Source organism: Streptococcus sp. SG2 (genome assembly GCF_030439925.1).
Classification (GTDB): domain Bacteria; phylum Bacillota; class Bacilli; order Lactobacillales; family Streptococcaceae; genus Streptococcus; species Streptococcus gordonii.
This window is the reverse complement of sequence record NZ_JAQFJD010000001.1, coordinates 357,540-371,696: the sequence shown is the minus strand read 5'-3', so window position 1 is coordinate 371,696 and position 14,157 is coordinate 357,540. Positions and strand designations below refer to the sequence as shown.

At 35.1% G+C, this 14,157-nt stretch carries 11 protein-coding genes; 8 read left to right on the top strand and 3 right to left on the bottom strand.

Translation table 11 applies throughout. The features are described 5' to 3' along the window. Positions 1–3 precede the first annotated feature (3 nt). The 8 genes from PCY09_RS01800 to xerS all read left to right on the top strand — a co-directional run bounded on the left by PCY09_RS01800 (position 4) and on the right by xerS (position 10,362). The gene (locus PCY09_RS01800; RefSeq protein WP_002890487.1) at positions 4–225 is read left to right on the top strand and encodes a DUF1648 domain-containing protein; all 222 of its coding nucleotides are present in this window, start codon (positions 4–6) and stop codon (positions 223–225) included. Beyond that, the gene (locus PCY09_RS01795; protein ID WP_002890488.1) at positions 222–563 is read left to right on the top strand and encodes a GntR family transcriptional regulator; all 342 of its coding nucleotides are present in this window, start codon (positions 222–224) and stop codon (positions 561–563) included. Before PCY09_RS01800 ends, PCY09_RS01795 begins: the two co-directional genes overlap by 4 nt. A gap of 621 nt (positions 564–1,184) precedes the next feature. Further along, on the top strand, positions 1,185–2,444 hold the full coding sequence (locus PCY09_RS01790; RefSeq protein ID WP_064520782.1) for a site-specific integrase: 1,260 nt from the start codon (positions 1,185–1,187) through the stop codon (positions 2,442–2,444). Positions 2,445–2,456: 12 nt separating this feature from the next. Then, the gene (locus PCY09_RS01785; RefSeq protein ID WP_064520781.1) at positions 2,457–4,310 is read left to right on the top strand and encodes a hypothetical protein; all 1,854 of its coding nucleotides are present in this window, start codon (positions 2,457–2,459) and stop codon (positions 4,308–4,310) included. Continuing rightward, positions 4,307–5,983, top strand: a complete 1,677-nt coding sequence (locus tag PCY09_RS01780) for a hypothetical protein (protein ID WP_049422435.1) — start codon at positions 4,307–4,309, stop codon at positions 5,981–5,983. The genes PCY09_RS01785 and PCY09_RS01780 overlap by 4 nt, the downstream gene beginning before the upstream one ends. After that, positions 5,961–6,686 carry a hypothetical protein gene (locus tag PCY09_RS01775; protein WP_049422436.1) on the top strand — a complete coding sequence of 242 codons (726 nt, stop codon included), beginning with the start codon at positions 5,961–5,963 and terminating at the stop codon, positions 6,684–6,686. Before PCY09_RS01780 ends, PCY09_RS01775 begins: the two co-directional genes overlap by 23 nt. 9 nt (positions 6,687–6,695) lie before the next feature. Further along, positions 6,696–8,972 carry a zinc-ribbon domain-containing protein gene (locus PCY09_RS01770; protein ID WP_064520801.1) on the top strand — a complete coding sequence of 759 codons (2,277 nt, stop codon included), beginning with the start codon at positions 6,696–6,698 and terminating at the stop codon, positions 8,970–8,972. A 319-nt stretch (positions 8,973–9,291) separates the two neighbouring features. Continuing rightward, positions 9,292–10,362: a tyrosine recombinase XerS gene (xerS, locus tag PCY09_RS01765; protein WP_045634833.1), complete on the top strand. Its 1,071-nt coding sequence runs from the start codon at positions 9,292–9,294 to the stop codon at positions 10,360–10,362. 45 nt (positions 10,363–10,407) lie between these two features. Here xerS and ucpA read toward each other — a convergent pair whose 3' ends face one another. The 3 genes from ucpA to lpdA all read right to left on the bottom strand — a co-directional run bounded on the left by ucpA (position 10,408) and on the right by lpdA (position 14,119). After that, positions 10,408–11,208 (bottom strand): SDR family oxidoreductase UcpA, encoded by an 801-nt coding sequence (ucpA, locus tag PCY09_RS01760; protein ID WP_125397046.1) that lies wholly within the window; start codon positions 11,206–11,208, stop codon positions 10,408–10,410. A 151-nt stretch (positions 11,209–11,359) separates the two neighbouring features. Further along, complete coding sequence (locus PCY09_RS01755; RefSeq protein WP_061585046.1) at positions 11,360–12,349, bottom strand: lipoate--protein ligase; 990 nt, start codon at positions 12,347–12,349, stop codon at positions 11,360–11,362. Between the two features lie 66 nt (positions 12,350–12,415). Next, positions 12,416–14,119: a dihydrolipoyl dehydrogenase gene (lpdA, locus tag PCY09_RS01750; protein WP_045634830.1), complete on the bottom strand. Its 1,704-nt coding sequence runs from the start codon at positions 14,117–14,119 to the stop codon at positions 12,416–12,418. Positions 14,120–14,157 lie beyond the last annotated feature (38 nt).

Below are 14,157 nucleotides of genomic sequence, written 5' to 3'. Positions count from 1 at the left end.
AAGATGAAAAATAGACTGTTAAAAGATATTTTGGTTTTGTTGGGAATGATGGTCATCATAGTCATTATTTGTGGGTTTCTCCCTGAGAAAGTTCCTATTCATTTCAATGCAAAAGGAGTAGCAGATATGTTTGCAAATAAATACTATCTTCTACTAGCTACAGTCATCCCTTATTCTGCATATTGGAAGTTTGTTAGGGAAAGTGATAATAAAAAGATTAAATGAAACACCATCTATATTTACAAATTGCATCAAAATTAAGAACGAAGATTTTAAGAGGTGATTATGCACCTGAACAACAAATTCCTTCAATAAGGAGATTAGCAGAAAACGAGAAGTGTAATCCGGCAACTGTCCAAAAAGCAATGAAAGTTCTCGAAGAACAGAATTTGGTTACTAGCTGTGGAACATTAGGATATTTTGTCATAGCAAGCGAGCAAGAAATAAAAGAGATAAGATATCAAGAATCTAACAAGCTAGTTAAAATTTTGTTTGAAAAACTTGGTGAGCTAGGCTTTTCAGAAGATGAGATTGTCAATTTATTTTTTAGAAAAGATGCTTAGAAGAAGTTGAATGGAAATTTATTAGGATTATTTGTGAAAGTATAGAAAAGCCTTGATTTTAAGGCTTTTTTCATTTTCCAATAAAGAACTTGACATTATTAGTTACTTCCACTTCTTCAAGTAATCCTGAGGAATAGACGACAACTTTAAAATCAAATAAGCTAAAAATGCTATAAAATCATTAAATTGATATTAAAGTATTTTTTTGTCAAAATAAACAATTGAAAAAATTTCCAGTTTTTTTAAAATCACTGTCTCAGATGACAATTCAATCAAAATATGATATAATACAGAAAAAGTAAAAATAACAAAAGTAACTTACCAAAGTAAAAGAAAAAAAGTAAATAGATAGCCACGGTGGATATTCCTTTCATTGTTTAGAAGGAGTTGCTGTGGTTATCGTTGTTGCTGAGCTAATTAATTGCTCTTATTACTTAGATGAAGTTACTTTTATTATTGAATTAATTTAAATAATAATAACGATCAATGAAAGTACTCATCGATATTCCCTTTATGCAGTTTAGAGCACAAAGGAAAATGGTACTGATTTGATCGTTTTTTTGTGTATTGACATCATAAAACACAGTCAGAACCTTCAGTCATAATAAACAAGGAGATAACATGAGATTTGTTGTATATAAACATTCGCTAATTCTAGGCGATAATAATATCGTTACAAAGCAATTGATTGCACTCAAACATGATGATGGTACATTACAATTCACTGATTTTCATAGATATGTAAAATCTGCCACAAAGATTAAATCTATTTCAGACGATGGAAACAAACGATTTTCATACGTTGTTAAGTTTTTGAATTTTATATACGGAACAGTTGGGGTTAACAATCTTGATCAACTAACTTTAGAAATGGTCAAGGAGTTTTTTATGCTTTATGGTTTAGGACAACTTCCAGAAGATAGAAAAAATAGAAAGAAAAGTACAGTCGAAAAATGTGTAAATGCAGTTCTTGATTTTTTAACTCTATACTTGAATGAACGAAAAGGAAAGGTTAAATTGAAGCCAAAAGACCTTTATTCTATCAATACGTTTACCAATAGACGAGGCAGAGTCATCAAAAGAAATGAGTTGAATTTTGAGGTATTTGTTGATGGAAGCAACACACAGAAGTCAATTTTTAGGGATATGCCAAACAGCGCCTTTGAAATGCTTTTTGCTCACATTGCTCAATATCACAAGGATTTACTTATGGTTGTTGCTTTGGGAGCATTTGTTGGTTTAAGACCATCAGAAGCTTGTAATGTAAGGCGTGAAGATAGCCCTTTGGGGGCAGGTATCATATTTCACCAAAGTGATAATCAAGTATTTAAAATTGAGATTGATCTGCGAAAAGAAATGCCCCTTAGAAGCGATTTAAAGCCAACTGGACGAATTAAAAAGGAAAGACTTCAAGCTGTACCTTATATCTTCTTAGAGGTCTTTTTAGACACCTACAATGACTATATGAGCTACCTAGAAGGTAAAAGGTATGAGAGAGATTATGGTCCATTAAGCCTTAACAAGCAAGGGAAAGCATTGTCATACGATGTGTACTATCAACGATTTCGTAAGATTATTCGCGAAGAAATGATTCCAATATTTCTTAAATCTGATGACCCAGAGGTTGTCTTTTTTGGTCAACTCTTGCAAGAAAATAATATTTCACCCCATATCTTTAGGCACTGGTACACCACACAATTGGTTTTGTCAGGTGTTAATGAAGTTAGTGAACTGATGTCTGCTAGAGGGGACAATTCACCAGAAAGTGCTTGGGTTTATTTACAAAATAAAGGAGAAATTGCAAAACAATATGGTCAGGTTAATAATGGTGTTTTTGAATATATGAACTGGCAAGCAGAAAAATTGTTTGGAGAAGATTAAAAGGAGTAGCTATTGGTAGTAGATTTAAAAAATTATCTTGAAAGAATATTAGTCGAGTTAGGTGCTGCTACAATAAAACACCGTGAGAAAGTCAGTGGATTCTTACTAGACAATGAATGGTTTGGTGTGTCTATAAATCTTGATGATTATACTATTTCTGAAAAAGATGCTGAAGTTCTTAAAAATCACATCAAAGACTATCTAACAACACCTCCTGGAATTAAGAGTATGGAAGGAATCTTTTCAAAAAAATTTCCTTCTACAAGTGAGTTATTCGTACAATTTGCTGAAGAAGAAAAGCTGAGTGAAACAAATCGTTTCTATCTACTTGATTTTTTAGCATACTACTTAACAAAAGATTTGTTTCTATATAGTGATGCTGAAGTAGAGACCTTAGTAGAAGTAGCAACAGAAGTTCTTACGAAGTCACAAGGCAATATCCTCATTCAATTTATTAAATGGCTACTCAATAAAGGCGTTACTCGTTATCGAGTAAGTTTTGAAATGACAAAGCGTTACACGATTGAGAGTGCAAATGGAGCGTATGAATTAGATGAATACCTTGGATTAATGTACTACCTATTCAACGAAAACTACATCATAAAAAATGATATGTTGTGTAAAGCAGCAAATTCAAAAAACTATGCAGATACATGGTTGTATCTAGGGTTACATTTTATTTGCGCACTAAGATCAACAGACTTAGAAAGATTAGGACATCCTAAATTAACAAGAGAACCATTAGAAGTTTTAGAAGCAGTAGTAGATGGAACTTGGAGTAGTAGTGAAGCTAGAAGGACTTTACTAAGTATTACAACAAGATTGACTTATTTAAACTTAACACCTAATAAAACCAAAAACGCTTCTAATGTTGCTCAGTTAAAGTTTCATGTCCCAGAAAGTTGTCAGGTTCTTATTGGAACGTTATTGGCTATCTGTGAGGCACATTTCCAACTTCAAATACCATACAATGCAGAAAATCCATTGATCAGACAAATTAAAACTTATGAAAAGATTACTAGTTATATGGGGGAGGAAATCGGAAATTTATTTTTAGAGCGTAACTTTAGTAGTCGTTCTGCAAACAAGTCCTACTTACAATCTGTCGCAATGTTAGCAGATGATGTTCTTGAAGAAAAGTCAGAACTGAATATTAAAGGTTATTTTCTAGCAGCATTAGCTCGTAGCCATAAAGGGGATTTTAATGAATTTGCACAAACTACAACAACGTATCTAAAAGATGCCCAACTCGGACAACTAAAACCTGAAATGGTTGCAAAAGAGCTATTTGAACGAGGCGTATTATCCATGATTCCGTCTATGCTCTTGACCATTGTAACTAGAGGAAAGTATAAAAAATTAAGTCCAAGCCAACAAACTCAAATGATTAAAAGTTTAGATTTAACGCCAATTGAAATTGAAAAAACGTTGGAATTGAGTATTAGGGCTGATTCACGTTCGCAACAAGCATTAAAAACTCTAGTTGAAAATAATGTTGATCCTGAACAATTACTGACGATCTGTCATCGAATTGGTAACGGAGAAGCTTTTTCTAAGCAAGGAGAGAGTATGTGTCTTTTATCTGCACTAGGGAAACTATGTTCCTATGATGACCGTCAGCATTGCGTCGGCTGTCAGTATGAATTACAAACAAAATCTACCTTGCTTTTGTTAATTGGTGAGTTTAATCGACTCAATAAACAATATCAAAAATTAAAGAATGAACTTGAACGAGGAAAGGTTCGAGCCATTCTTGAGAAGCAGATTAAACCATGTCTTACAGAAATGTTGCAAGCTTTATCAGAACAGTATGGCGAAGCTGTATTGTCTGATTATGAGGATATTATTAAGGAGTTAGTCAGTTGAATAATCAATCAAAATTATTTCGTAAAGTAAATGAAATTATCCTGTTTGATGACAATATGATTGAGAGCGCAAAAGAATGTTTTCAAGACTATGTTGAAAAAGGGATTATTCTAACCACCAATTTTGAAGAAAATAAATGGGAAACGACTAATGAATATTCTAACGTTAGCTTCATTTTTAACTTGAATAAATTCCAATATAAAAGGTTTTATGAACAAGTATTTCAATTATCTTTTGATGATTTTGTTACCTACTTAAAGAGTTTTATAGTGCTATCTATGGAACATCATGTTTTAATCACTCTCCAAGCCTTTTTAAGAGATATAAAGAAATTAGTCAAAGAACTAAAAGTGAACGAAGTCTTCTCATTAGCAAATATGAAGATTTCCAACCCCTCAGTATGTATAGATTTTCTTTCTACACTACCATGTTTAGAGAGTAACGAATTAACCCAACTGATTGAGCAACTAGATGAACTTTTAAATGTTAGTTATCAACTGAACACTAAAAAACAGCGAAAGTTAGCCCAATTTCAATCCTATTTTTTATTTAATGATATTTTAAACGACTATTGGGTTAAATCATTATCAGATGAGGAAAGATTGTTTTACTACCCTCTTTACTTATGGTGGCAAATAACAGCAGTAGTACCACTTAGACCAAGGGAGTTTTTGCTCACTCAGAGAAATTGTCTCACAGAAAAAGACGGAAAATATTACTTAACTCTCAGACGAAATAACTTAAAAGGAAAAGACAAGGGAGTATCCCATAAAATTTCAGAGGATTATTATTTAACAACTTACGAAGTACCATTTAAGCTTGCGAGTGAGATTTTAAATTATTTAGAGCTAACCAAAGACTTATCATCTACACAGTTAGATACCCTATTTGTGACAGACTCTCATTATCGGAAATGGAAACGTATTGCTAGTACTAAAAACCGTTTCTTGACGTACAGTAACTTAAATACAATTTTAAAATATTTCTTTAATGAGATTGTATCTCAACAGTATGGGTATTTTGTCCATCATATCAATTCCCCAAATCAATTAGACGATCATGAGATTAATTTCATTCATATTGGAGATACTAGACACATTGCAATGATCAATCTGATAGCAGAAGGAGCTAGTCCAGTAACAGCAATGCTCTTAGCTGGACATGATAGTATCACAACATCTTCACATTATTTTTCAAATCTGAGTCAGTTTATTGAATGTAGGAGCTATCAGCTTTATCGTAAATTAACAAACTCTCAAACGTCTTACGCTATAAGTAAAACTCAACATAAATACACCATTAATAAAAACTATGTTCCTCTTGATAATAAGGGCAGATGTTATTCACCTCGATTTGCGGAAGGTGATTATTCAGACTGTCTTAAAGTCATTAGCTCACATGCAGAGCTTGGTGCTTGTACTAGTTGTCCATTTTACAGAAAAGCTGGAAAAGATTATTTCTCTATGGATAAATCCTTTAAGAAATCAATCGACGAGGAAGCTTTAATTGTAGATGAGGCTATAAAAAGAGTTCGACAAGGAAAGGGGAATATAGAAGATATTGGTGAGGCGTTATTAAAACTTAAAACAGTTAGTCATTCTTATCAAGAATATCTAACTGAAAAACATTTATCCTTACAGGAGTTCTCAAATGGCGAGAAAGAAATATATTGATAATCAAGAATTGCTATTATTATTTGAACATTATTTACTGGAACATTGTTCGAATAATCCTAGACTATTCAAAATTCCACAGTTTGGAAATTACCTTAGAAGCAACGGATTTCCGCAGGTTGCAGACACAACGATTAGAAGAAACAAAGAATTTAGACAAACCCTTAATGATAGATTGGAACTATTTGAAGACGACACTTATCAAACAGTTATAACGTATAAAACTCTAGATGTAGAACGTTTCTTAATAACCAATAGAACCCCTAAAGCAATCAAATCAGCATTGATGGAACTTAACAATTATTATAAAAGAGTTGTTGATGCAGCAATAGAATATAAGGAAGAAGCCAGTAAGCTCAAAACAAGAGTTTCAGAGTTGAAAAATGAGGTAGCACAACTTAATGAAAAGAATGCTGAAATAAAGGAGCAGACAGCGTTAAACAAAGAATTATTAGAGGAAAACAAAAAGTTAAGGAATCTTCTTAAAACTAGTTTGTATCCTGATATTGCAAATGAATTGTTAAAAGAAGAGGGCTTGTTAAAATCTGATCAGCAACTAGTAACTAAGAAGTATCTTAGTGAGAATGTTATTACTTCAGACACAAAAATATCTTTTGAAAAACATACTCATACTGAAAAGCAAACAAGCAAAAGTAAGATTTTGGAAATAAAAGACTTACTGGATAATAAGACTAAGTATTAGGAGGAGAAAATGTCAGACTTAATCACTGATTTTCCAGCCTTATTGAACTATTGGGACTTTGACAAGAATATCAAAATAGATGTAGAAAAAATAACAATTACCAGTAAAAAACACATTAACTGGAAATGTCCTACCTGTTCTTATGAATGGAAAGCAAGTACATCAAAATCTTATAAGAATATTCAAAATCATTCAAAAATCTGTCCAGTATGTGAGCTTGGAAAAGTGTTCATAAAAGGGGAAAACTCTATATCTGCAAGGATTCCTAACTTTCTAAGGTACATAAACTTTCATTATGAAAATATAGAAACCATTCAGGAAGAGATTGATAATTTATCTTTTTCTTCAAAGAGGTTATTTCACTTCAAATGTCCTACCTGTCATGTTGGTTGGAAAGATGTAGCAAACACTTCTAAATTAATCAATAAACATAATCAAGAGCTTGTTCATGTTGGATGTAATGAAAGTACACATTTTGTACCTTACACTAAAGCATACCCTAATCTTCGGAAAATTTATCTTCCAGGGGAGCAAAACAATGTAGAGTTTAATGATTTGAAGTTAAATGACAATGTTACAATCCCTAGAAATTGGAAATGCGACAAATGTGACCATATCTTTAAGTTGTCTATTGATCGGCTAATTTCAAGAATCAAAAGAGATGGTTTCTATTGTAATAACTGTAAAGCAACATTTGATACCGTAATTAAAGTGAAAGCCAACCCCCTATTGCATACAGATAGAAATCTTTTTAAGCAATTTATTCCAACTCTTGTAAAAAGTAATATGATTGATAGCTTATCCGACATCTTAGTAAGATGGCAGTGTTTTAAGTGTTATGGTCAATATGACTGTAGTGTTGTTAAAAGGCATCTCGAAGGCTGCCCTTATTGTGATGATAAGTTGATGTTAAAAGGGTATAATACTTTACAAGAAACTCATCCTTATTTAGAGAAATTTTGGGATAAAAGTAATGATAAATCTATTTCTGAATACTGGCATAAGTCTTCTGAATGTATAAATTGGATATGTCCTTGTTGCAATGTCAATTTTCATTGCAGTCCTAATGAAATGATTTCAAGAACCGACTTAGAGAATAGTAATTTTCAAACTTGTCCTAATCATTGTGATTGGGATACACTTGTTTTTAACAATGATATACTCTATAATTTCCCAAAATTACAGGAAGAATGGAGCGATAAAAATGGATTGCCTGTTCATTTAGCATTGAGCCACATTGAAACAAAAAAATATTGGTGGAAGTGTTCTGTTTGTCAAGGTGAATACCTTTGTTCAATTCCAATAAGAAAAGAAGTTATAGATAGCTGTCCATATTGTAATGATGAACAAGCATTAAAAGGTTATAATACAATTGCAGATACTTATCCTGAGTTGTGTGACCTTTGGAGTAGCAAGAATGTAGAAAAACCTGATGAGGTGACGAAATCGTCAGAAACCGAGAATAAAATATTTAATTGGATTTGTGATTGTTGTGATTTAGAATTTCAGGAGAGATTAGGGATTGTTCTAGGTGTGTTTACAAACAATAATTCTAATAGTCTCAATTCTATATGTCCTTACTGTAATAAAAAAATTCCTAAACCAAATGAAACACTAAGCTATGTTAAACCGTACTTAAACAATGAATGGGTAAAAGAACTGAATGGTGATATTGATACCTTCTTTTATGATTCAAATGCTTTAACCAATTGGATTTGTCGAAAATGTCACAGAAGTTTTAAAGCAAAAATTTCTGATCGCCACAAAAACGACCAATGTTGTCCATATTGTTCTTTTAAGAAGACTGCAAAAGGTTATAATGATCTTGAAACAACACATCCTTGGTTAATTAAAGAATGGTCATCATTAAATAAACAAGAAATGTCTTCAGTAAGGGCAAATTCAACATATAATGCATGGTGGAAATGCCCTGTATGTACTGGAGAATATCAGAAAATTATTAAAGAAAAATTTTACAGAGAAAATTCTTGTCCATACTGTAGAAATCAAAAAGTATTAAAAGGATTTAACGATTTAGCAACAACGCAACAAAGTCTAATGAATGAGTGGGATTATCTAAATAACTCCTTGATAGTAAGTCCAACTGAAATTACAGAGTTGAGTATTCTGCCTGTATGGTGGATATGTCAAGAAAATCTTAATCACCGTTACAAAATTCAAGTAAAAGAAAGAATGGCATACAAAAAACGCAATAAAAGGTCGTGTTCCATTTGCAAAGGCCACAGAAGAAAGCAAGAACACTTTGTACAGTTTGAAAAAATATAGATAAATAAAAACACTCTAAATTTCATTAAATTGATATTAGAGTGTTTTTTTATTGTCAAAATGTACATTTGAAAATTTTTTAGTTTTCACTTAAATAAAGTACATTTTCAACTGAATTGAGAGTAGTAAAAAATTCCAGTGTTCACTTAAATAAAGTACATAATTGAGTATAATTGGCTTAAAAAATTTTTTTGGTTATCCTTTTGTAATAAAGTTGGACTATATATGCCCTCTTACATCTTTCCGAAAAACTATAATTTTCTTGAAAAATATATCTAGATATGCTATACTACTTTTATAGAAAAAACGGAGAAATATGATGAGACGTGAACTGTTATTAGAAAGAATTGATAGACTTAAGGCCACTATGCCCTGGTACATTCTGGAATATTACCAGTCTAAGCTGGCGGTACCTTATAGTTTTACAACCTTATACGAATATCTCAAAGAATATGATCGCTTTTTTAATTGGGTGCTAGAATCTGGTATCACGGATGCTTCCCATATTGCTGAGATTCCTCTCTCGATCTTGGAAAATATGAGCAAGAAAGACATGGAAGCTTTTATTCTGTATCTGCGAGAGCGCCCGCTTCTCAATGCTCATACCACCCAAAACGGTGTTTCGCAGACAACCATTAACCGAACACTTTCTGCTTTGTCTAGTCTCTATAAGTATTTGACTGAGGAAGTGGAAAACGAGCAGGGTGAGCCCTACTTCTATCGAAATGTGATGAAAAAAGTTGCTACCAAGAAGAAAAAGGAAACTCTGGCTGCTCGTGCAGAGAATATTAAGCAGAAGCTCTTTTTAGGAGATGAGACAGAAGAATTCCTCCAGTATATTGATAGGGAGTACACTAAGAAGCTCTCTAACCGTGCGCTATCCTCCTTCAACAAGAACAAAGAACGAGATTTAGCCATCATTGCCTTGCTACTAGCCTCTGGTGTTCGTCTGTCTGAAGCTGTCAATCTGGATCTGAAAGACATCAATCTAAAGATGATGGTCATTGAAGTGACTAGAAAAGGCGGAAAAAGGGACTCTGTCAATGTTGCTGCTTTTGCTAAGCCCTATTTAGAAGAGTATCTGAGCATTCGGAGCAAACGATACAAGGCCGAAAAGACTGATACAGCCTTCTTTTTGACTGAATACCGTGGCACTCCTAATCGAATCGATGCTTCCAGTGTCGAAAAAATGGTAGCTAAGTATTCTGAGGATTTCAAGGTGCGAGTGACGCCACACAAACTCCGCCACACACTTGCTACACGTTTATACGATGCAACCAAATCTCAAGTTCTCGTCAGTCACCAGCTAGGGCATGCTAGTACTCAGGTAACGGACCTCTACACCCATATTGTCAACGACGAGCAAAAGAATGCTTTGGACAAATTATAGCAAAAAACATTACATAATTATTATTATGTAATGTTTTTTGCTTAATTAATGATTTGTCCCCATACTTAGCGTTTCTGGAAGAGTGCTGCCTCCATCAATTACAATTTGAGAACCGGTTAGATAAGAAGATTCATCACTACCTAGAAAAGCAAACAACTCGCCAACTTCTGTTGGTTTTGCCAATCTTTTCATTGGGACTGCTGAAGCAATATCTTGGATAGGTTCTTCTGGATTAATAGGATTAGATTCAAGAGCCATTTTTTCAACCATGGGTGTTCGAGCATAGCCTAATTGAGTACAGTTTATCCGAATATTTTTGTGGGCGTATTCTACTGCTAGTGCTTTTGTTAAACCAACAAGAGCTGACTTTGTCATTGCATAAGCCGCTTCCCCCGCATCTGCCACAAGGTCTCCAGTGACAGAAGAAGCTATGACGATTGAACCATATCCTTGTTTTAGCATAGGTTTTAAAGAAGCTTGGCAACTATTCCATACACCTTTAATATTGACGTCAATATGCTGATCACGAATTTGGTCGGACATTCGATCAAATGGTGCCAAGCGACAAATACCAGCATTACAACAGGCAATATCTAGGCTACCAAACTTTTCAAGTGTTAGAGTGACTGCTTCTTCTAAGTCTTGTCTATTACTAACATCACCTATAAAACTAATAATATCTTGATGGTAATGATCTCTTAACTTCTGAGCAGTTACTTCGACGTGAGGATCTAAATCAAAAAGACATAATTTTGCGCCATATTTGGCATAGACTTGAGCAATTCCTTCACCTAATCCAACAGCTGCACCAGTAATTAAAGCAATTTTTCCGCTTAATTTATCCATAGCTAGTAATCCTTTCTAATAAACTTGATTGGCGTTGTCTTCTCTTTTAGTTTAATACTTTGTGAAAAGCTTGTCAAACTAAGGATGTTTTTTATTTTTATAATAAAAAAATCAAGAAGATTTTACTTCTCGATTTAAATTTAAAAGATTTTTACCCTACAACAGCTTCAGCAATCTCTTCTCTGCTGATTCCAGCAAAGTAGCGGCTGATATCAATCGTTTCAAGAGCTTCAAGGACATCTTCTCGTTCGTATTTAACACCACGTAACACATCCTCTACTGCTGCTACGTCTTCAATACCAAAGAAGTCTCCATAGATTTTAATATCCTGAATCTTGGATTCAACAACATTGGCAAAGATTTCTACCTTACCGCTGGTAAACTTGGTGCCACGACGCACATTGTATTCAGGTGATTTACCATAGTTCCAGTCCCAAGTTCCAAACTTGCTATCTCTGATTTGCTTGATTTCTTCCAGTTCTTTCTCAGAGAAGACATATTCTGTCATCTCTGGATATTCTTTCTTCATATAGTCCAGAAGTAGGTCGCGGAATTCTTCGACAGTAATCTTTTCTGGCAATTCATTGACAATATTTGTCACGCGAGCACGAACAGATTTAACTCCTTTTGATTCGAATTTGTCTTTAGAGACTTTAAGTGCATTTGCCAAGACAGACAAATCAACATCAAAGAGCAGGCAACCGTGATGCATGATACGGCCATTGATATAGGCTTGTGCATTACCACAGAACTTCTTACCGTCAATCTCCAGGTCATTGCGGCCAGTGAATTCAGCTTTTACTCCAAGCTCTGCCAAGGTATTGATAACTGGTGTAGAGAAGCTCTTGAAGTCAAAGGCACGATCTTCGCTTTCCTTAGAGATAATGGTGTAATTTAGGTTGTTTAAATCGTGATAAACAGCTCCGCCTCCACTGATACGACGCACAACTTCAATGCCATGCTCACGAACATAATCACGGTTGATTTCTTCGATGGTATTTTGGTGACGCCCAACGATGATAGAAGGCTTGTTAATCCAGAGCAGGAAAATTTCATCCTCATCTAAGAGGTGTTTGAAAGCATATTCTTCCAGAGCAATATTAAAAGCTGTATCATTTGAGTAGTTAACAATGTATTTCATAATCTTCCTCTTTATACGATAGAGACTGGAACAATGATATATGCCCAGTCTAATCTATCTTTTAAATTATTTTTTCTTAGGTGAGTGAACTGCCAATCCCAGTACGTCAGCAAACGCTTCGTACATGACTTCTGAGAAGGTTGGGTGACCGTGGATAGTCTTAAGCATTTCTTCAACAGTGATTTCCATTTCGATGATGGTTGATGCTTCATTGATCAACTCTGCAGCTGCAGGACCTATGATATGAACACCGAGCACTTCTCCGTACTTCTTGTCAGCAATGACTTTAACGAAGCCTTGAGCTGCATCTGAAGCGATAGCACGACCATTAGCAGCGAAGTTAAACTTACCAATTGCTACATCGTATTTCTCACGAGCTTGCTCTTCTGTCAAACCAACTGCTGCTACTTCAGGAAGGGTGTAGATAGCTGCAGGTGTCAGGTTGAGTTTAGCAACATGATGGTTACCCTTCAGAGCATTTTCAGCAGCGACTTCTCCCATACGGAAGGCAGCGTGAGCTAACATCTTAGTACCATTGATATCTCCTGGTGCGTAAATACCTGAAACAGAAGTTTCCATGTACTCATTGACCTTGATACGACCGCGATCCAATTCAAACTCGACCTCACCAATACCTTCTAAGTCTGGCACACGTCCGATAGAAAGCAAAGCCTTATCTGCGAGAATATCTTCTTTTCCTTCAACCTTGATACGGAGTTTGCCGTTTTCCTCGATAATTTCTTCCAACTTGGTTTCAGTAAGGATAGTCATGCCCTTGCGTTCCAAGATGAGACGAAGGTTTTTAGAAACTTCCGCATCCATGGCTGGTACTATGCGGTCCATCATTTCAATGACAGTGACTTTTGAGCCAAATGTCATGAAGGCTTGTCCAAGCTCAATACCGACAACACCACCACCGATAATTACCAGATTTTCAGGCACTTCGTTCATTTCTAAAATATCATCGCTGGTCATCACAAGAGATGACTCCATACCTGGAACATTGATCTTGCTGACTTTTGAACCACCAGCAAGGATGATTTTCTTGGTTTCAAGCAATTCTGAACCATTTACTAAAACATTCTTATCTTTAGTAATGGTACCAATTCCCTTATGAACATCTACGCCGTAGCTGCGGAGAAGACCGGCAACACCGCCAACAAGGGTATTTACGACCTTGTTTTTAGTTTCAAGGACCTTGTCCATGTCTACTGAGAAGCTTGGATTTTCGATAATAATACCCCGGTTAGCAGCGTGACCAAGGTTTTCAATGATTTCAGCGTTGTGAAGGTAGGTCTTGGTTGGGATACAGCCACGGTTCAAGCAGGTTCCACCGAGTTCAGATTTCTCAACAAGGGCAACCTTACCACCGAGTTGAGCTGCTTTAATGGCCGCTACATATCCAGCAGGACCCCCACCAATCACAACGATATCAAAGGCATCATCGCTCTTGCCATCGTCGTTTGAGGCACTAACTGCAGGCCCTGGGCTAGCTTCTGGTGCTGCCGCTCCGGCTGTTGGGATGTTTTCACCTTCTTCCCCAAGGTAACCGATAACTTCCGTTACAGGGACAGTTTCACCATCTCCTTTGAGGATGGCAATCAAGTATCCATCTTCTTCGGCTTCCAATTCCATGCTGACCTTGTCAGTCATGATTTCCAGAAGGATTTCCCCTTCTTTGACAAATTCGCCGACTTTCTTATTCCATTGGACAATTTGCCCTTCGGTCATATCTACGCCGGCTTTTGGCATAATTACTTCTAAAGCCATCTTTATTTCCTTTTCTAATTTCGTTTTTCACTTGCTGA

Excerpts from the sequence above, each read along its gene's own strand:
- PCY09_RS01800 (WP_002890487.1), top strand. The coding sequence starts at position 4 with ATGAAAAATAGACTGTTAAAAGATATTTTGGTTTTGTTGGGAATGATG.
- PCY09_RS01795 (WP_002890488.1), top strand. The coding sequence starts at position 222 with ATGAAACACCATCTATATTTACAAATTGCATCAAAATTAAGAACGAAG.
- xerS (WP_045634833.1), top strand. The coding sequence starts at position 9,292 with ATGAGACGTGAACTGTTATTAGAAAGAATTGATAGACTTAAGGCCACT.
- lpdA (WP_045634830.1), bottom strand. The coding sequence starts at position 14,119 with ATGGCTTTAGAAGTAATTATGCCAAAAGCCGGCGTAGATATGACCGAA.
- PCY09_RS01790 (WP_064520782.1), top strand. The coding sequence starts at position 1,185 with ATGAGATTTGTTGTATATAAACATTCGCTAATTCTAGGCGATAATAAT.
- PCY09_RS01770 (WP_064520801.1), top strand. The coding sequence starts at position 6,696 with ATGTCAGACTTAATCACTGATTTTCCAGCCTTATTGAACTATTGGGAC.
- PCY09_RS01755 (WP_061585046.1), bottom strand. The coding sequence starts at position 12,349 with ATGAAATACATTGTTAACTACTCAAATGATACAGCTTTTAATATTGCT.
- ucpA (WP_125397046.1), bottom strand. The coding sequence starts at position 11,208 with ATGGATAAATTAAGCGGAAAAATTGCTTTAATTACTGGTGCAGCTGTT.
- PCY09_RS01775 (WP_049422436.1), top strand. The coding sequence starts at position 5,961 with ATGGCGAGAAAGAAATATATTGATAATCAAGAATTGCTATTATTATTT.